The sequence below is a fragment of the Streptomyces sp. AB3(2024) genome (assembly GCF_041862025.1).
Taxonomy (GTDB): Bacteria; Actinomycetota; Actinomycetes; order Streptomycetales; family Streptomycetaceae; genus Streptomyces.
Genome location: NZ_JBGWAB010000005.1, coordinates 100,031 through 117,589, shown reverse-complemented (window position 1 = coordinate 117,589; position 17,559 = coordinate 100,031). Strand labels below are relative to the sequence as shown.

Sequence of the window (17,559 nt, the reverse complement as noted above, 5' to 3'; positions counted from 1 at the left end):
AGACGGAGGAAGACCCCCGCTCAGCAGAGCGGGGGTCTTCTTCGTCGTGTCCGCCGCCGTCAGGCCGTGATCTTCACCGTGTACGCGCCGGACTGCGTGCGGTCCGCGACCTCGATCGTGATCCGCTCGCCCGGCACCGTGAACGTCTCCCCGACCTCCAGCGGCGCGTCCGCCAGAGGCGGGTACACCGAGCGGTCCCAGCAGGCCTCCGTGCGCGGATGCCCGTCCAGCACCTCGATCGGGCCGCCGCCGGAGGCCGCCTCGTTGCGGACCCGGTAGACCAGGACGCCCTCCGTGCAGGTGTCCCCGTCGTTGCCGGAGGAGCCGCGGGCCTCGACGGCGATCGCACTGCCCGGACCCGTACGGATCACCGCGAGCCTGGTCCCGCCCGTGCCGCCGCTCGGCGGGGCCTCCGAGAGCGGCTGGAGGGTGTGCAGCGAGGTGCCGGAGCGCACGCAGTCGACCTGGGAGGGGTCCAGCCAGCCCAGCTTCCACTTGTGCCAGCCGAACAGGTCCGGGGCCATGCCGAACTGGCTGCCCATGACATCCCAGTCACCGACGTAGGTGTCCCAGTCGCCCTTGCCGTCCGTCGGCCGATGGTAGAGGTCGGGCAGGTCGAAGACGTGCCCGGTCTCGTGGGCCAGCACGTTGCGGTCGGGCGGGTGGTGCTCGAAGACGGTGACGATCCGCCGCAGCTCCACGCCGTCCGCGGTGATCGGGCGGTCGAAGTTCACGACCTTGGTGGCGTCGGAGTCCACACCGGGGGCGTTCGGGTCGGCGACGAAGTACACGACGTCGTACCGGGAGAAGTCGACCTGCGGGTCGGCGGCGGCGACCGCGTCCCGCAGGTAGGCCGCCCGGTTCTCGGGGGCCCAGTCGCGCCGTATCCCGTAGGCGGCCGACGGCCGGGGCATCTGGACCCACCGCTCCTGCGGGTGCGGGACCAGGCGGAACCGGCCGTAGGAGGCCCGCCGGAAGAAGTCGCTCGTCGCCGGGAAGTAGTCGGAGGTCAGGTCCGCCGGGGTGACGGCGGGCCGGTGGTCGGGGAAGGAGAGGAAGACCAGCACCGCGTTGAGCTCGCGCTCGGGCTTGGGGTAGGCCCGGTTCCAGCTGTCCAGACCGAGGGAGTGGTGCGCGGCCGTGCGCGTCAGCGCACAGGGCCCTCCGGTCCGGGAATCGGCCACCGCGGGACCCGCCACGAGCGACATCGCGGCGAGTGCCGTCAGGGAGGTGAGGGCGGCGGCCGTGCTGCGCATGCGGGAGCGGTCCACTCCCCCGGGTGTCTGCTGTGGCGGCACATCGACCTCCGGTGGTGGATTCGTACCCTCTCATCCACCTTGAGGCGATTGTCTTACTAATGCCCTGTTCCGCTGCCCCACATGAGTGAGCGGTACGGCAAGTCGGTGACCCACCGATTTGACGGGCCCGCCTACGGAACGTCACGTCCGATCACGTGAGATCAATGACGGCACTCACGCGCTCACAGGCGCGCAGAAACGGTCACCCGGGCCTTCCGCGACGCTCCGTCAGCACACCGTCCGCGGGGCGTCATCATGCCGACGGGCCGCGCCCCGCACGGCGACGCCGCTGGATAGGGCCTCCCGGCAGCCTCTATGATCGGCACACTTTCCTGCACGGACACTCACGAACACTGCGGGAGCCAAGGGTGAGCGCAACCTCAGAAGGAACCGGTTCGGCGGCCGACAGCATCCGACCGGCCCTTACGGAGCGTCACCCCGCGGTGTCCGCCTCGCCGCGCGACTACCGGGCCGCCTTCGACGCGGCGAACCTCGCCATGGCCCTCGTCGGCCGCGACGGCGAGGTCATCGCCGCCAATCGCGCCCTCGCCGGGCTGCTGGGCGCCGAGCCGGACGCGCTCGCCGGGCAGCGCGCCGCCGATCTCGTGGACCTCGCGGCCGAGGCCCGTACCTGGCAGGCCTACCAGGAGGTGCTGCGCGGGCGTCAGGCCCGGCTGCGCTGCACGCGCCGCCTCAAGCACCCCGACGGACACTCGCTGTGGACCGAGGTCACGCTGGGCCCGGTGGCCGGCACCCCGGACGTCCTGCTGTCCGTCGCCGACATCAGCGACCGGCGCGACCTCCAGGCCCGCCTGCGCCACCTCCAGATGCACGACCCGGTGACCCGGCTGCCCAACCGGGCCCTGTTCTTCGAACGGCTCTCCGCCGCCCTGGAGTCCTCCTCGTACGAGCAGGGCGGCACCGGCCGGATCGGTCTGTGCTACCTCGACCTCGACGGGTTCAAGGCCGTCAACGACACCCTGGGCCACCGGGTCGGCGACCGGCTGCTGACCGCCGTCGCGGCCCGGCTGACCCAGTGCGCCGACCAGTACGGGTACGGGCGCACGGGCGGGCACCTCGTGGCCCGGCTCGGCGGCGACGAGTTCGCACTGCTGGTCGAGGACTCCAGCGGCACCGAACAGCTCGTGGACCTGGCGCGGAGCGTACTGGCCGCCGTACAGGAGCCCTTCGATCTGGCCGGGCAGCGGCTGTCGGTGTCCGCGTCGATCGGCGTGGTCGAACGGGACGCGGCCGGGACCTCGGCGACGGGGCTGATGCAGGCGGCGGACACCACCCTGTACTGGGCGAAGGAGGACGGCAAGGCCCGCTGGACCCTCTTCGACCCGGAGCGCAACGCGCACCGCATGACGCGGCAGGCACTGTCCTCGACGCTGCGGCCGGCCGTGGAGCGGGGCGAGTTCGAGCTGGAGTACCAGCCCCTGGTGGATCTGGAGAGCGGAGCCGTGCGCGGGGTGGAGGCCCTGGTCCGCTGGAACCACCCGCAGTTCGGCACGCTGACGCCGAATCGGTTCATCGGGATCGCCGAAGAGGACGGCTCCATCGTCCAGTTGGGCCGGTGGGTACTGGGCGCGGCCTGCCGCCAGGCCCGGCGCTGGCAGATCGAGCAGCCCAGCGACGCGCCGGTGTTCGTCTCCGTGAACGTGGCCGTGCGTCAGGTGTGGGACTCCGACCTGGTCGGCGACGTGGCGGAGATCCTCGCCGAGACCGGACTGGCCCCGCAGCTGCTCCAGCTGGAGCTGACCGAGTCGGCCGTGATGGGCTCCGCGGGACGGCCGCTCCAGGCCCTCCAGGCGCTGAGCGACATGGGCGTGCGGATCGCCATCGACGACTTCGGCACCGGGTACTCGAACCTGGCCTATCTGAGCAGGCTCCCGGTGTCGGTGCTGAAGCTGGACGGCTCCTTCGTACGGGGCTTCCGCTACGAGGAGGGCTCCCATCCCAACCCGGCCGACGAGACCATCGTGGAGGCCCTGGTCCAGCTCGCGCACCGGCTGGGCCTGACGGTCACCGCCGAGTGCGTGGAGACCGCCGGCCAGGCCGCCCGGCTGCGCCGCGTCGGCTGCGACACGGGCCAGGGCTGGCTGTACTCCCGGGCGGTGGCCCCGGAACTGATCGCCGAAATGATCGGCACCCGCCCCGGAGCCTGAACCCGTTGCGGGCCGGCCCCGCAGCTCCGTGCGCGGCGGCGGCGTTCGCAACACATCCCCAATGGCCGGAAATCACCCACCTGGAACCAGTAGAGCGGATTGTCTTCACATGATCCTTTCGCTGCCGTGAACCGGCCGCGATCCGCTCGACCCAGGGGGAACCATGAAGACGACCCGAGCCGCACTCGTCCTGACCGCGACCGCGCTGGCCCCGGTCCTGCTGCTCTCCACGCCGTCCTTCGCCGCGGCCACGGCCGTGGACTCGGACGCGGACAACGCCGCCGCCATCGCCAGGATCCTGGCCGACCCCGCCAGCGGCAAGGGCGTGAAGCGGGAAGCCCAGGAGGCTCTGGACGGCACCCCGGCCGACCGCGTCGCCTTCCTGGCCACCGGCTTCGCCAAGGCCCAGGACGAGGACAACAAGGTCGCCATCCTGCGGATCCTGTTCGCCAACCCGGCCACCGGCAAGGCCGTCAAGCGCGAGGCCAACAAGGCCCTCGACGGCACCCCGGCCGACCGGACCGCCTTCCTGAAGACCGGCCTGCGCCTGGCCCAGGCCGAGGACGACCGCGTGGACGTCGCCCGGATCCTGGCCCGCCCCGGCATCAGCGACGCCCTGCGCGCGGCGGCGCAGAAGGTCGTGGACGGCACCCCGGAGGAGCTGCGCCACTTCATCACGGTCGGCCGGTTCCAGGTCTGACCGACCACTGCCCGCGGCGCGGCCGCCCCTCCACGGGGCCGCCGCGCCGCGGCGTTCCGGGGCTTCCTCCATGCCCCGTGGGCACACCTCCGCCCCACACCCGGGGTACGGGGTGCGGGGCGGAGGTACCGCTCGGCGCGGGGTGGGGGGAGATCAGCAGGCGCCGAGGTCCTTCCAGACGCCCCACTGGCCCGTGGTGCCCGGCGTCTCGTTCTGCGTCCACCACTGGGCCTGCCACTTGCGGCCGTTGTACGAGACCTGGCTGCCGCCGGTGTAGACGGTGCCGGCGACGTAGGCCGGGACGGAGCCGCAGCCGGTGGTCGGCGGGGTCGTCGGAGGCGTCGTGGGCGGGGTGGTCGGAGGCGTCGTGGGCGGCGTCGTCGGCGGGGTGGTCGGGGGCTGCGTGATACCGCCGAGGGCGTCCGAGATCTGGTTGAGCAGGGTGGTCTTGTCGTCCAGGCCGAGCAGCGAGTACATCATCGCGCCGGCCAGGCCGCGCTGCTTGCCGTAGTCGACCCGGGCCTGGACGGCCTTCTGGTTCAGGCCGGTGAAGAACTCGCCGTCCTTGTAGAAGTACGCGGCCTTGGCCTGGTCGTCCCAGAAGGTGGTCGCCGGGTTGTCGACGATACCGCCGAGCTCCTTGTAGTTGGCGATGCCGGCCTGCTGGCTGGTGGGCCGGGCGCCGGAGGGACCGGTGGCGGTCTGCGCGAGGCCGTTGTTCGCCCCGGCGGGGACGCCCTTCCAGCCGCGGTAGTAGAACTCGTAGCCCAGGGTCAGCTTGTTGGCGGGGAAGCCGCCGGTGATGCCGTAGGCCGGGTTGCCGTCGATCCAGGAGTCGATGGCGTTGTCGATGCTGTACTTCTGGGTGCCCGGCGCGATCGGGTCGGTCGGGTCTCCCGCCGGGGAGTACAGCGGGGACTGGTGGTACGTCGGGCCGTCGCCGTCCCAGGCGCCGTGCATGTCGTACGTCATGATGTTCGCGTAGTCGAGGTACGCGCCGATCTTGTCCGTCTCGATGTACTTGATCTTGTCCTGGCCGGCCGGGAGCGCCGCCGTCAGCAGGTACTTCTTGCCGCCGTTGGCCTGCCCGTAGGCGTCGAGCTGGTCGCGGAACTCCTTGAGGAGCAGCGTGAAGTTCTGCTTGTCCTCGGGGGCGTAGTGGTTGCCGAGGTGGCCGCCGGAGGAGCCCGGGTACTCCCAGTCGATGTCGATGCCGTCGAAGATGCCGGCCGCCGCGCCGGCGCCGCCGAAGCCGCCGTCGACCGGCAGGTTGCCCTTGATGTACTGGTCGATGCAGGAGGAGACCAGCTTCTTGCGGGAGGCGTCGGTCTTGGCCGCGTCGCTGAAGTACTTGGAGTACGTCCAGCCGCCGATCGAGATGTTGATCTTCAGGTGGGGGTACTTCGCCTTCAGCTGCTTGAACTGGTTGAAGACGCCCACGATCGGCTGGTCCCACTTGTCGGCGACGCCGCTGACGCTGTCGGCCGCGCTGAAGGACTTCTGGTAATCGGCGTACGAGTCGCCCGCGCCGTCACCGGCGTTGGGGTTGTTGTCGTCGCCCGCCGCCTTGTTCGCCTCGAAACAGGTGAGGTTGGTGGGGTGGATATTGCCGAACGAGTAGTTGATCACGTCCAGCTTGCCCGCTATGCCGCGGGTGTCGAGGTGCTTGGGATAGAAGGCGTTGCCGTACACGCTCCACTGGTCGTAGTAGGCGATCTTCACGCCGCCGCCGCTCGCGGTGGTGGAGGTGTCGGCCGCCTGGGCGGTGCCGAGTCCCGCGAAGGCGGCCAGCGCTCCGGCTGCCAGCGCGGCCGTGGCGGCGGCCGCGATGAGGGGTTTACGGATGTGCATGAACTGCCTCCGGGGGGTGGGAGGGGGGAGCATCAGCTTCAGGTGAGAGAAGTGATAGCGATCACCCCGCGCCCCAGTCAATGGTTTGGACCAAAGAAGGACTAGACCACTGTGCGGACAAATCCGCTCGTCAGAGAGGTGAGGGCACACCAAAAACCGCTCGCCACCCCGAGTGACGAGCGGTTTAAGGCTGCCTTAGGTCATGCTCCGGCAAGGTTTCGGCAACAAACCAGCCAAACCCCGTTCTCCCGCGCTCAAGCCGGAGTCGACCCCTGCGTCGGCATCCCGTACGCATCTGCGACGAGCCCGTACGAGCGCAGCCGGGCGTCCCCGCCGTGGGCGTTGGCGGTCAGCATCAGCTCGTCCGCGCCCGTCCGCTTCACCAGGGCGTCGAGCCCCGAGCGGACCTCGTCGGGGGTGCCGTGCACGATGTTGGACACCCAGCCGTCCACGAACTCCCGCTCCAGCGGGGTGAAGGGGTACGCGGCCGCCTCCTGCGGCGTCGGCACGAGCCCGGGGCGGCCGCTGCGCAGCCGGAGCATCGACAGCGCGCCGGTGAGCACCTGGGCGCGGGCCTCCTGCGCGGTGTCGGCGGCGAGCGCCGAGACCCCGATGAGGGCGTACGGGGCATCCAGCACCTCGGAGGGCCGGAAGCTCTGGCGGTAGAGGTCGAGGGCGGGCAGCGTCCCGGCGGCCGAGAAGTGGTGGGCGTAGGCGAAGGGCAGGCCCAGCTCCCCGGCGAGGCGGGCGCTGAAGCCGGAGGAGCCGAGCAGCCAGATCGGCGGCCGGCCGGCGGGGCCCTGCACCGGGCCGGGCACGGCGTGCACCCGGGCGTACGGGTGGCCGTCGGGGAAGTCGTCGTCGAGGAAGCGGGTCAGCTCCGCGAGCCGGCGGGGGAAGTCGTCCGCGGCCTCGTCCGCCCGTCCGGGCCCGCGCAGCGCCGCCGCCGTACGGGGGTCGGTGCCGGGCGCCCGGCCGAGCCCGAGGTCGACCCGGCCCGGGGCGAGGGCCTCCAGGGTGCCGAACTGCTCGGCCACCGCGAGCGGGGCGTGGTTGGGCAGCATGACCCCGCCGGAGCCGAGCCGGATCCGGGAGGTGTGGGCGGCGAGGTGGGCCAGGATCACGGCCGGGGAGGAACTGGCCACTCCGGGCATGGAGTGGTGCTCGGCGACCCAGTGGCGGTGGTAGCCGCGGGATTCCGCGAGCCGGGAGATCTCCACGCTGGTGCGCAGGGACGCGGCGGCGGTGCTGCCGCTGCCGACGGTGACCAGGTCGAGCACCGACAGGGGCACCGGCGCCCCGCCGCGGACGGTCCCGCGGACCGGATCCGTGCCGCCTGCGGCCCCGCCGCCCGTCCCGCCGCCCGTCGCGTGGTCCGCATCCCCGGTGTCGCTCATCGTCGCTCCCGTCCCGTTCGATTCATCCGTACGAAGAACTCGAACCGTCGGCGCTCCGCGGGCATTCCCGGCGCGGCGGGTCCATGGCATGCTGCTGGCATATGCCAGGCGAGTAGGGCCAGGCAGAGGGACCCGATCGAGCCGTCAATCTGCCCAACAGGCGCTCCGGAAGCGCCTTTTGGTGGCTATCGTGAAGAGGCAAGTGGTAACGACCTGGTAGGGGGAGACCGTGGCTCTGAAGCCCGAGCCGACCGCGCCGTTCCATTCGGTGCAGTACGCCCTGCGCGTGCTCGAAACGATCTCGCGGCACACCGGCGGTGTGACCGACACGCAGCTCGCGCGCGAGACCGGCCTGCCCGCGGCCCATCTCGCCCCGATGCTGCTGATGCTGCGGCGCGAGGGCTACGTCCTCCAGGTCTCCGACGGCGCCTACGCCATAGGCGACTCCCTGGTGCTGCTCGGCTCCGGTGTCGACCGGCAGCAGGCGCTCCAGGAGAGGCTCCAGGACACCCTGGACCGGCTGCGCGATTCGGTCGGCGCGGCCGTCTACATCAGCCGTTACGTCGACGGTGAGGTCCGCATCACACAGTTCGCGGACAGCCCCCGCACCCCGAAGGTGCATGAGTGGGTCGACTTCCGCTCGGCGGCGCACGCCAGCGCGGTCGGCAAGTGCCTGCTCACCCAGCTCGACCAGGACGGGCGGCGCGACCACCTCTCCCGTCACAAGATCGCCCGGCTCACCTCGAAGACGATCGTGAACGAGCGGATCCTCTTCTCCAGGCTGGACAGCCAGCCCGCCACCGTGCCCGTCCTGGACCTGCAGGAGTACGCGGTGGGTACGGTCTGCGCGGCCGTTCCGATCACCGCCGGGTCCGCCGTGGGCTGCCTGGCCCTGTCGATGCCGGTCGAGCACGCCCACCGGCTGCGGGCCGCCGCCGACACCCTGAACCGGAAGGCCGCGCCGCTGCTGCTGTCGCTCGCGCTGTGAGGACGGGCGGAAAGGCCGACGGGCGCAAAAAGCCCGGGAAAACACTTCGGGCGGTTCCCGGTGAGACCGGAAACCGCCCGAAGTTCAGGTGCGCCGCCAGGGACTCGAACCCCGGACCCGCTGATTAAGAGTCAGCTGCTCTAACCAACTGAGCTAGCGGCGCCTGACAGAGAAAATACTACCTGCTCCCGGAGGGTGCTCCAAACCATCACCCCCGGTCCAGCAGCTCCCGGCGCCCCCGGTCCTCGTACGCCGCCAGCAGCGTGGCCAGGGACTCCGCGTCGAGCGGGCGGTAGCCGGCGCCGGTGCGGTGCCAGACGGGGGCGGGGCGGGAGGGGCCCGCGGGCGGGGGCAGGAAGCCGGCCCGGCGCAGGGCGACCCGGTGGATCTTGTTCGTGGCGGTGACGGGCAGGGCGTCGAGGACCCGCAGGTAGCGCGGGGCCATCTTCGTGCCGAGGTCCGGCTGGGCGGCGAGGAAGGCCGCGAAGGCGTCCGGGTCGAAGGAGGTCCCCTCGCGCAGCGCCAGGGCGGCCATGACCTGGTCCCCGGCGACCTCGTCCGGGACGGCGTACACGGCGACGGCCGCCGCCGCGTCCCAGCGGGCCAGGATGTTCTCGATCACCGCGGCGGCCAGGTTCTCGCTGTCGACGCGCAGCCGGTCGTCGGTGCGGCCGGCGAAGTAGAGGAAGCCGTCGGGGTCCCGGAAGAAGAGGTCGCCGGTCCAGTACCAGCCGTCGCGGGTGCGGGCGGCCTCGGCGGCCGGATTGCGCCAGTAGCCCTCGAAGAGGCTGCGGCCGCGGTTGACCAGCTCTCCGATGGCCTCGGCGCCGTTGGTCAGGCGGCCGTCGGCGTCGAGGACGGCCGCGGGGCATTCGAGGCCGGTCTCCGGGTCGATCACGGCGAGGTCGTCCCCGGCGCCGGCCCGGCCGAGCGCGCCCTGCGGGGTGTCGGGGGTCCTCTGGACGGAGGCGCCGCCCTCGGTGGCCCCGTAGCCCTCCACCAGGCGGACCCCGAAGCGTTCGGCGAAGCGCGCCGCGTCCACCGCTCCGGCCTCGGTGCCGAAGCCGAGGCGCAGGGGGTGCGCGCGGTCGTCGGGGCGGGGGGCGGTGGCCAGGAGGTACTGGACGGCCCGGCCGACGTAGGTGAAGTAGGTGGCCCCGTAGGCGCGGACGTCGTCCAGGAAGGCGGAGGCCGAGAAGCGGGGGCACAGGGCGACGGCGGCCCCGCCGCAGAGGGCGGGGAGCCAGTCGGCGATGACGGCGTTGCCGTGGAAGAGCGGCATGCAGACGTAGTGGACGTCGTCCGGGCCCACCCGGAAGGAGCGGGCCAGGGAGTGGCCGGCGGCGGCGAGCCGGCCCTGGCTGCATATCGCGGCCTTGGGGGCGCCGGTGGACCCGGAGGTGAAGTAGAGGAGCAGCCGGCTGCCGGGGTCGGGCGGGCGGACGGTCGCCTCGCCGGGCACGGCGTCCGCGTACGGGGCGAGCAGGGCCGCGTAGGACTCGGTGCCGGTGACCAGGATCCGTACGCCGGGCAGGTCGAGGCCGCGCAGCAGCGGCAGGTGGGCGGGCTCGGTGACCAGGATCCGGCAGTCGGTGTGCAGGATGTCGCGGGCCAGCTCCGGGCCGCGCCGGGTGGGGTTGATCCCGGCGACGGCGGCCCCGGCGAGGGCCGCCGCGCCGAGCCAGAAGGGGAACTCGGGGGTGTTGTCGAGCAGCACCCCCACGTGCGGCTCCGCCCCCGGCGGCAGCAGGTCGACGAGGAGCGCGGCGCGGGCGGCGGCCTCCCGGGCGGTCCGGTGGCGGCTGAGGACGGCGGGCCGGACGCCGCGGGCCGCGTCGGCCCCGTACATCAGCCCGGTCCGGGGGTCGCCCCAGTGGCGCGCGATGAGCTCCGCGACGGTCTCGGGTGCCTCGGCATCGGGTGCAGTCGTCGTCCGCATGCCGCCGGAGATTAGCTGACGTTACGTCAGAATTGAACGTCGGAGCAGGAGTAGAAGGCCATCGGGGTGTCGTTGACCGTCCAGACGGCGAGGATCATGTGCCGTCCGCTCTTGCCGGCGGGCATGGTCCCGCGGTGGATGGTCGTCATGTCCGGGCGGCCGCCGTTGTAGGGCACGACGAGGAAGGGCTGGGGGTCGAGCGAGGCCCGGGTCAGCGGCTTGGTGGGGTCCCAGCCGTTCTTGGTGACGTAGTACTTGAAGTCGGTCGTGGAGTGGTTCGCGGTGAACTGCCAGCGGAAGTCGAAGCTCTGGCCGGAGGTGACGCCGGTGGCGGGCCACTTGCCCCCGCGCGGGTCGTCGAGCTGCGCGAACTCGCTGTGGCCGCCGGAACATATCTGGCCGTCGGCCGGGCCTGCCGCCGGGAAGCCCTTGTAGCCCTCGACGCTCTGGGGCTCCCACTGGATGGGGCCGCAGTCCGCGACGGTCCTGTTGGCGCAGAGCTTCTGGCGGCTGATGGGGGTGTCGGTGTAGCCGTGGCCGCTCGCGGAGGGGGCGCTCAGCAGGGTGACGGCGGCGAGCAGGCCGGCGCCGAGGGCGGCGGCGCCGGCCCGGCGGGGCCGGGCGGGCATGCGGAAGGAACGCATGGTGCTCCTTGGACGTGGGGGGGGACGGGAAGGGGAGCCGTGCGCGCGTGGGGATGACTCCAGGTCTAGACCAAGTCCCACAGTATTGACCGGAGTTGGCCATGTCTATACCAATGAGAAAACGGGTGGTCCGGTCACAACCGGCCACCCGTTTCCCCGTCACGCGTGTTACTGGTCACCACGCCCGGTGTAGAAGGCGACGGTGAGGTCCTTCACCAGAGCCTTGCGCTCGTAGTCGTCGAGCTCGACGATCCCGCGCGAGGTGAGGCGGTGGACGGTGTCGTCCACGGCGTCGACGACCGCGGTCAGGACGGTGTCCCGGTGCTTGGCGTCGATCGCGGCGACCCGGCGCCGCCGCATCGCCTCCGCGACCTCCGGGGCGTACTCGATCCGGGTGGGCTGCGCCGAGAACACCTCGATCCCGACGGCCTCGGTCTCGGCCGCCAGCGTCCGGGTCAGCGCGTCGCCGACGGCCTCGGCGTCGCGCAGGGTCGGGGCGTCCTCGTGGAAGGCGTCGGCGGGGAGCTGGGACAGCACCCGGGCCATGGCCGACTCGACCTGCTCGGCGAGGTAGTCGGTGTGGTCCTCGACGGCGAGGGTCGCCCGGGCGGTGTCCTTGACCTGCCAGACGACCTGGACGACCACCTGGAGCGCGAGGCCGCCGGAATCGACGGCCGGCATGGGCTCGCTGCGCCAGTGCCGCAGGCGCACGTCGACCCGCTGGCGCAGCAGGAGCGGACTGATCCAGGTCAGGCCGGTACGGCGGACCGTGCCGCGGTAGCGCCCGAAGAGGGTGAGCACCCAGGCGTGGCCGGCCCGGGCGCGGCCGAGGCCGCCGAGTGCGAGGAGGGCGACGATCCCGAGGAGGGCGAGCGGGGGCCAGTGCGCGGCGTGCAGTCCGCGGTAGGCGCGGGGGGCCGCGCCGAACGCCGCCACCAGGGGGGCGGGGACGACCCCGGCCCGCCAGAGCACGGCCGCGCAGCCCGAGAGGGCGAGTCCGCCGATGATCACGGCGATCCAGCCGGGCAGCACGGGGCCGCGGTGCTCGCGGAGCCGGTCGTCGCCGCGGGGGACGCGGCGCCCGGCGGTGGGCCGCGCGGCCGGGCGGCGGGGGGTCGCCGGGCGGGGGTCCCGCGGGGGCTCGGGGGGCCGGTGGTGCGCGCGGAAGGGGAGGTGGACGGGGACGTCGGTGACGGCGGTGCCGTGCGGGGGGCGCAGGAGGGGGATGTCCAGCGTGTCCCCCTCCTCTCTCGTGCCCCGGTCGCCCCGGGTCTCGTCCATGCCGCGGGCGACGGCCCGGGCGACGATCTCGGCCACGCCGGGTCCGGGAACGCCGGTTCCCTGCGGGGCGGGGTGCGGGATGCCGGGCTCGGGCTCCGGCACGGGCTCGGGCTCGGGCTTCCTTGAGGTCGCCGTCGCGGTCGCGGTCGTTGTCGCGGGCCCGGTTTCGGTCCCGGTTTCGGTCCCGGTCCCGGTCCCGGTCCAGGTCTCCGCCTCGGCGCGGGCCGCCGGTACGTCGCCCCGCGCGGGCGGCCACCCGGCGTCGACCCACCGGCCCTGCCGGGGGGCGGACCCCTCGGCAGGGCCCGCCGCCGGGACGGGGTACGTCCCCGGGTCGGCCGGGTGGGTCGTGTACGGCTCCGCCACCGGGTCGGCCGCCCGGACGGGGCGGACCGCCGCCACGGCTTCCGGTTCCGCCGGGTGCGCGGCCCGGAGCGCGGGCTGGGCGTCGGCCGGGTGCGCGGCCCGTACGGGGTGCGGCTCCTCCGGGCCGGCCGGGCGTCCCACCACCGGCTCGGGACCGGCGACCCGGGCGGAGGGCGGATCGGCCGGGTGGACGTGACGGCCCGCCGGTACGGCCACCGGCCCCGACGGGGGCGCGGTCCTGTGTGCCGGGGCCGCGTCGGCCGGTCGCGCGGACCGTGCGGGGTACGGCTCCTCGGCCCCGGCCGGACGGGCCGGCGTCACCGGCCCGGGATGGGCCGCCGGGGCGGCGCGGAGCGGCCCGACGGGCTCCGGCCGGGCCGGGTGCCCGGCCCGGAGCACCGGCTCGGGGGCGGAGGGGAATACCGACCGGGCGGAGTGCGGCTCCTCCGGGCCGGCCGGGCGGCCCACCACCACGGCCTCGGGGGTGACCCACCGACCGGGGTGCCCCGCCGCCACCGGTTCGGGACCGGTGGCCGGGTACGGGGCGCCGGCCGGGGTGGCCTCCCGGGCGGAGCGGGCCGCCACGGCGGCGGCAGCGGCCGGGTGCGATGCCGGCGGCTCGGGGGCGGCGGCCGGGACGGGGTGGACCGCCGGGTACGCCGCCGGGGCCGGGGCCGGGTGAACCGCCGAGGTCGGCCGGAAGCACGGCTCGGGGTCGGTCGGGTGCGGCGGGCCCGCGGGTCGCGGGCCCGCCGTCGGCTCGGGGCCGGCGGCGGGCTGCGGCTCCACCGCCGGGGTCGTGCCCCAGGTCCGGTGGGTGGCGGCGGCGGGCGTGGGGCGGCGCGACGAGGGGTGGAAGGTGCCCGTCGTGAAAGTGGTGCGCGTGGGGTACATCGTTGCCTCCGTCATGCGAACAGCCGGCGCCAGGTTTCCGGGCCCGGGTAGCCGTCGGCCGAGGCGCCGCGCCAGCCCTGGGCGCGCTGGAAGGCCTCGACGTTGCGGCGGTCGGCCTCGCTCCAGCGGGGCCCGGGGCCGGACGTGTAGTACTTGCCGAAGCCCTTCTCCCTCAGCCGGCGGCCCAGGGCGGCGATCGCCGCATGGGACTGCCCCGGCCGGAAGAACGCAGCCCCCGGGTACGCGGGCACCCCGCCGGGACCCGGACGGCCGGCCCGCGTGGGCGGGATGTCCTTGCCCTGCCGCTGCACCAACAGCCGCCAGGTGTGCTCGCCCGGGATGCCGTCGGCGTCGGCGCCCGTCCAGCCCTGCGCCTGCTGGAAGGCCTGGGTGGCCAGCCGGTCGGCATCGCTCCACTTGGTACTGGCGCCCTTGGGGTAGAAGCGGAGGGCGCCGCGCCCGATCAGCATCTTGCCGAGTTCGGCCACGTACGGGTTGTCGGCCCCGGGCCCGAACTTCGCGGCACCCGGGAAGGCGGTGGCGCCCGGCTGGCTGGGGGCCGGCGCGGGCTCCTCCGGGCCGATGCCGCCCGTCACGCCGTTGAACCGGTACGGCAGGTACTTCTCGGAGTTCTTCCAGTACCCGTACGGCGTGGGCTGCTTCCGCGTCGTCGGCCGGGTCTGCTCGTAGGCGACGTAGTGCGTGCGCGTCTCGTCGACCCAGCCGCCGAAGAGGACCACGTGCGAGCCGTTGTTCGGGTCCGCCGGGTTGTGGAAGAGCAGCATGTCGCCCGGCAGCAGCTCCTCCTTCGTGATCCTGGTGGCGAAGGTGTCGAGGCTGCCGGTCCACTCGTTCGTGCCCAGGTTCCAGGCCATGGAGACGTAGCCCGAACAGTCCTGCCGGTAGCCGTCCGTCCAGTACTCGGACATGCTGTAGGGGACCTTCGCGTCCAGCCACAGCTTCGCCCGGTTGATGATCGTCGTGCGGTCGATGCGCCGTACGAGAGCGGGAGCGCCGGGCCGGCCGGCGGGGTGTCCGGCCGCGGGACGCCCGTGCAGCGGGGCCCGGCCGCCCTGCGGGCTGTCCGAGCCGTCCAGGGCCACCGGTCCGGGGCCGGGCAGCGGCTTGCCCACGGCCGACGCGGCCGACCCGCCACCGCCGAGGACCACACCGGCGGCGGTGGCCAGCACCAGAGCCCGGCGGGCTCCGCGTACGGCGGGGTGGCCGCCGTCGCGCCGCCCTATGGCCCGCCCGCGCGCGAGGGCGCGGCGCCGCTGCGCGCACCCCGGGCACACGCAGTCGCCCGCGGGCTCGTACTCCTCGAACGCCGGCGCCGGCATCGCCGTCGGCATCGGCACATGCACCGGAGGCTGCATCGTCATGCGGTTCCGTCCGCTCCCCTAGTCGTCCAGTGGTCGACCGCACGCGTATCTGGCGGGACGTCAGATTCGGCTCGGCCCAGACATATCGTGCACGACAAACCCCCCAAACATGGGTTAATCGGACAACGCGGGCGCGGCTGGTCGCGAGCGCCTCCGCAGGTGGGGTAGAGTTTTGCCTGTCACCAAGCGCCGCTAGCTCAGTTGGTTAGAGCAGCTGACTCTTAATCAGCGGGTCCGGGGTTCGAGTCCCTGGCGGCGCACAGACAAGGAGAAGTCCCCCGCAGCGAAAGCTGCGGGGGACTTCTTCGTTTGCGTCGGCGCGCCGGGCGCTAGGCCGGTGCGGCCGGCTTGGTTCCGGCGCCCGTCAGGTAGGCGGCGACCACCACGTTCGCCGAGTACTGCCGGGCCGTCTTGTCGTAGGTCCCGCCGCAGGTGACCAGGCGCAGTTCGGCGCGGCCCCTGACCCGCGGCCCGTACGCCTTGTGCGGGTCGAAGCCCGCGCGCTCGTAGACCCGTACGTCCTCCACGGTGAACTCCGCGATCGTGCCGTCCGCCCGGGTCACGCGGATCTTCTCCCCCGGCCGCAGCGTGCTCAGGCCGAAGAACACCGCGGGCTTGGACCTGGTGTCCACGTGCCCCACCATCAGCGCGGTCCCGGCCGCCCCGGGTGCGGGGCCCGCGCCCCACCAGCCGACCGTGCCGGGGAGCTCGTACGGCGGCGGCTCGACCGCCCCGTCGGCGTCCAGGCCCCGCGCGATCACCGGGGCCTGGACGCCGATGAACGGTACGTCGATCCGTGCGGGCATCGCCGCCGAGAGCGGGGGGCGCGGGGCCGGAAGCCCCGGACCCACCGGCCCGCCGGCCCCGCCGGGCGCGGCGGCGGGCGGGACCCCGGTGATCTCCTTGCCCCACACCCACAGCACGAGGACCAGGACCGACCAGGCGGCGAAGGTCAGCAGCCGGCCCCCCGGGGAGGCCTTGGCCCCGCTCATTCGCCGTTGCGGCGGCGGCGCAGGGTCAGGGCCCGCCCGGCGACCGCCAGGCTGGCGGCCGCGGCCAGCACGGCGCCGATCACGGTCTGCGACAGTCCGGGCCCGTCCCCGTCGCGGCTCTTCTTGGTGGCCGCGGCGAGCCGGGTGGTCTCGGCGACCTGGGCGGCCATTCCGCCGCCGCCCGCATGGACGGGCCAGACCGGCGAGTGGTGGGGGTCGGGGCGGTGGTCGCGCTCGCGGATCTCGATGGAGCCGCGCAGACCGTCGTCGCGACCGCCGTCACGGCCGTCGCCGTCACGGCCGTCGCGGCCCGCGCACTTCACCTTGATCTCGTGCCAGCCGGGCCGCGCGTGCGAGCTGATCATCGTCTCGCCGTACAGCGTGCGGCGGTCGTCGCGGCCCCCCGTCAGGTGGGCCTCGGAGACGAAGACCGGGGAGAGGGCGATCGCCCGGTCGCCGTCACAGCCACGGACGCGGATCTTGACCTGCGTCCCCGGTTCGGCCGGATTCGGGTCCGCCGAGACGCCGCCGCGGTCCCACTCGTTCGCGAGCGCGGCTGGGACGGCCACGGCGGTGCCCGCCGTCAGGACGACGGCCACCCCGGCGACACGGAGTGCGATCAGAGAACTGCGCATGGTGAACCTCCTCGACAAGGAGATTCACGCGCGACGCGCCGCTCCGCATCCGGAGCGGCGCTCTCTTGGCCCGTATGTGTCAGCCGTTCGCACCAACGGACCGCCCGGCGGCCCTAGACCAGGTCCACCAGGTCGGCGATGGAGTTCACCGTCTTCGTCGGGCGGTACGGGAACTTCTCGGTGTCCTCGACGGAGGTCAGGCCGGTCAGCACGAGGAAGGTCTGCATGCCCGCCTCCAGCCCGGCCAGGACGTCGGTGTCCATCCGGTCGCCGATCATCGCGCTGCTCTCGGAGTGCGCGCCGATGGCGTTCAGGCCCGTGCGCATCATCAGCGGGTTGGGCTTGCCCGCGAAGTACGGCTTCTTGCCGGTCGCCTTGGTGATCAGCGCGGCGACCGCGCCCGTGGCCGGGAGCGGGCCCTCGGTGGAGGGGCCGGTCTCGTCGGGGTTGGTGCAGATGAAGCGGGCGCCGGCGTTGATCAGCCGGACGGCCTTGGTCATGGCCTCGAAGCTGTACGTGCGGGTCTCGCCGAGGACCACGTAGTCGGGCTGGTGGTCGGTGAGGATGTAGCCGATGTCGTGGAGCGCGGTGGTCAGGCCCGCCTCGCCGATGACGTACGCCGTACCGCCCGGCCGCTGGTCGTCGAGGAACTTGGCGGTGGCCAGCGCCGAGGTCCAGATGTTCTCGACGGGCACGTCCAGACCCATGCGGCTCAGCCGGGCCTGGAGGTCGCGCGGGGTGTAGATGGAGTTGTTGGTCAGCACCAGGAAGGGCTTGCCCGATTCGCGCAGCCGCTTGATGAAGGCATCCGCGCCGGGGATCGGGGTGCCCTCGTGGATGAGGACCCCGTCCATGTCGGTGAGCCAGGATTCGATCGGCTTGCGCTCTGCCACGGGACTGTTCTCCGCTCTGCGGGGCCTCTGACCTCGGGGGCCTCTGGTCTGTACCACCCTAGCGGCCGGGGGCCGTGGACGCGGAGGGCGTCCACGGCCCGGACGGCCGGCCCGCGGTGCGGGCCCGGGCA

General features: G+C 73.4%; 13 protein-coding genes and 2 tRNA genes. 4 read left to right on the top strand and 11 right to left on the bottom strand.

The window, feature by feature from the left end; genetic code table 11:
• Positions 1-59: 59 nt before the first annotated feature.
• A complete protein-coding gene (locus tag ACEPPI_RS03740) occupies positions 60-1,256 on the bottom strand; it encodes a M6 family metalloprotease domain-containing protein (protein WP_373913804.1) in 1,197 nt (398 codons plus the stop codon).
• A 410-nt stretch (positions 1,257-1,666) separates the two neighbouring features.
• On the opposite strand from ACEPPI_RS03740, the gene ACEPPI_RS03735 reads away from it, so the two are divergent.
• Both ACEPPI_RS03735 and ACEPPI_RS03730 read left to right on the top strand, forming a co-directional pair.
• Complete coding sequence (locus ACEPPI_RS03735; RefSeq protein WP_373913803.1) at positions 1,667-3,466, top strand: putative bifunctional diguanylate cyclase/phosphodiesterase; 1,800 nt, start codon at positions 1,667-1,669, stop codon at positions 3,464-3,466.
• A gap of 163 nt (positions 3,467-3,629) precedes the next feature.
• On the top strand, positions 3,630-4,166 hold the full coding sequence (locus tag ACEPPI_RS03730; RefSeq protein ID WP_373913802.1) for an ALF repeat-containing protein: 537 nt from the start codon (positions 3,630-3,632) through the stop codon (positions 4,164-4,166).
• 153 nt (positions 4,167-4,319) lie between these two features.
• Here the strand turns inward: ACEPPI_RS03730 and ACEPPI_RS03725 are convergent, their stop codons facing one another.
• Together ACEPPI_RS03725 and ACEPPI_RS03720 are read right to left on the bottom strand one after the other, a co-directional pair.
• Positions 4,320-6,017, bottom strand: coding sequence for a glycosyl hydrolase family 18 protein (locus ACEPPI_RS03725; RefSeq protein WP_373913801.1), 1,698 nt, complete (start codon positions 6,015-6,017; stop codon positions 4,320-4,322).
• A gap of 254 nt (positions 6,018-6,271) precedes the next feature.
• Complete coding sequence (locus ACEPPI_RS03720; protein WP_373913800.1) at positions 6,272-7,414, bottom strand: LLM class flavin-dependent oxidoreductase; 1,143 nt, start codon at positions 7,412-7,414, stop codon at positions 6,272-6,274.
• A 229-nt stretch (positions 7,415-7,643) separates the two neighbouring features.
• Here ACEPPI_RS03720 and ACEPPI_RS03715 point away from each other — a divergent pair, with 229 nt between their 5' ends.
• Entirely contained in the window at positions 7,644-8,402 is a 759-nt protein-coding gene (locus ACEPPI_RS03715) for an IclR family transcriptional regulator (RefSeq protein ID WP_373913799.1), read from the top strand.
• An 89-nt stretch (positions 8,403-8,491) separates the two neighbouring features.
• Here ACEPPI_RS03715 and ACEPPI_RS03710 read toward each other — a convergent pair.
• From ACEPPI_RS03710 to ACEPPI_RS03690, 5 genes are all read right to left on the bottom strand, one after another.
• Positions 8,492-8,565 (bottom strand) — tRNA-Lys (locus ACEPPI_RS03710).
• Between the two features lie 45 nt (positions 8,566-8,610).
• Positions 8,611-10,341, bottom strand: coding sequence for an AMP-binding protein (locus ACEPPI_RS03705; protein WP_373913798.1), 1,731 nt, complete (start codon positions 10,339-10,341; stop codon positions 8,611-8,613).
• A 26-nt stretch (positions 10,342-10,367) separates the two neighbouring features.
• Entirely contained in the window at positions 10,368-10,985 is a 618-nt protein-coding gene (locus ACEPPI_RS03700; protein ID WP_373913797.1) for a lytic polysaccharide monooxygenase, read from the bottom strand.
• A 168-nt stretch (positions 10,986-11,153) separates the two neighbouring features.
• Positions 11,154-13,526 carry an SPFH domain-containing protein gene (locus ACEPPI_RS03695; protein ID WP_373913796.1) on the bottom strand — a complete coding sequence of 791 codons (2,373 nt, stop codon included), beginning with the start codon at positions 13,524-13,526 and terminating at the stop codon, positions 11,154-11,156.
• Positions 13,527-13,537: 11 nt separating this feature from the next.
• On the bottom strand, positions 13,538-14,866 hold the full coding sequence (locus tag ACEPPI_RS03690; protein WP_373913843.1) for a peptidoglycan-binding protein: 1,329 nt from the start codon (positions 14,864-14,866) through the stop codon (positions 13,538-13,540).
• A 228-nt stretch (positions 14,867-15,094) separates the two neighbouring features.
• Between ACEPPI_RS03690 and ACEPPI_RS03685 the strand changes: the two genes are divergently transcribed.
• Positions 15,095-15,168, top strand: a tRNA-Lys gene (locus ACEPPI_RS03685).
• Positions 15,169-15,237: 69 nt separating this feature from the next.
• Here the strand turns inward: ACEPPI_RS03685 and ACEPPI_RS03680 are convergent.
• The 3 genes from ACEPPI_RS03680 to ACEPPI_RS03670 all read right to left on the bottom strand — a co-directional run bounded on the left by ACEPPI_RS03680 (position 15,238) and on the right by ACEPPI_RS03670 (position 17,428).
• A complete protein-coding gene (locus tag ACEPPI_RS03680; protein ID WP_373913795.1) occupies positions 15,238-15,900 on the bottom strand; it encodes a class F sortase in 663 nt (220 codons plus the stop codon).
• The gene (locus ACEPPI_RS03675; protein WP_373913794.1) at positions 15,897-16,535 is read right to left on the bottom strand and encodes a hypothetical protein; all 639 of its coding nucleotides are present in this window, start codon (positions 16,533-16,535) and stop codon (positions 15,897-15,899) included. The genes ACEPPI_RS03680 and ACEPPI_RS03675 overlap by 4 nt, the downstream gene beginning before the upstream one ends.
• Positions 16,536-16,648: 113 nt before the next feature.
• Positions 16,649-17,428: an HAD-IIA family hydrolase gene (locus ACEPPI_RS03670; RefSeq protein ID WP_280915198.1), complete on the bottom strand. Its 780-nt coding sequence runs from the start codon at positions 17,426-17,428 to the stop codon at positions 16,649-16,651.
• Positions 17,429-17,559: the final 131 nt, after the last annotated feature.

Bases quoted from the DNA above. Each gene is read 5' to 3' on its own strand.
- ACEPPI_RS03675 (WP_373913794.1), bottom strand. From the start codon at position 16,535: ATGCGCAGTTCTCTGATCGCACTCCGTGTCGCCGGGGTGGCCGTCGTC.
- ACEPPI_RS03740 (WP_373913804.1), bottom strand. From the start codon at position 1,256: ATGCGCAGCACGGCCGCCGCCCTCACCTCCCTGACGGCACTCGCCGCG.
- ACEPPI_RS03720 (WP_373913800.1), bottom strand. From the start codon at position 7,414: ATGAGCGACACCGGGGATGCGGACCACGCGACGGGCGGCGGGACGGGC.
- ACEPPI_RS03730 (WP_373913802.1), top strand. From the start codon at position 3,630: ATGAAGACGACCCGAGCCGCACTCGTCCTGACCGCGACCGCGCTGGCC.
- ACEPPI_RS03700 (WP_373913797.1), bottom strand. From the start codon at position 10,985: ATGCGTTCCTTCCGCATGCCCGCCCGGCCCCGCCGGGCCGGCGCCGCC.
- ACEPPI_RS03725 (WP_373913801.1), bottom strand. From the start codon at position 6,017: ATGCACATCCGTAAACCCCTCATCGCGGCCGCCGCCACGGCCGCGCTG.
- ACEPPI_RS03680 (WP_373913795.1), bottom strand. From the start codon at position 15,900: ATGAGCGGGGCCAAGGCCTCCCCGGGGGGCCGGCTGCTGACCTTCGCC.
- ACEPPI_RS03690 (WP_373913843.1), bottom strand. From the start codon at position 14,866: ATGCCGGCGCCGGCGTTCGAGGAGTACGAGCCCGCGGGCGACTGCGTG.
- ACEPPI_RS03705 (WP_373913798.1), bottom strand. From the start codon at position 10,341: ATGCGGACGACGACTGCACCCGATGCCGAGGCACCCGAGACCGTCGCG.
- ACEPPI_RS03695 (WP_373913796.1), bottom strand. From the start codon at position 13,526: ATGTACCCCACGCGCACCACTTTCACGACGGGCACCTTCCACCCCTCG.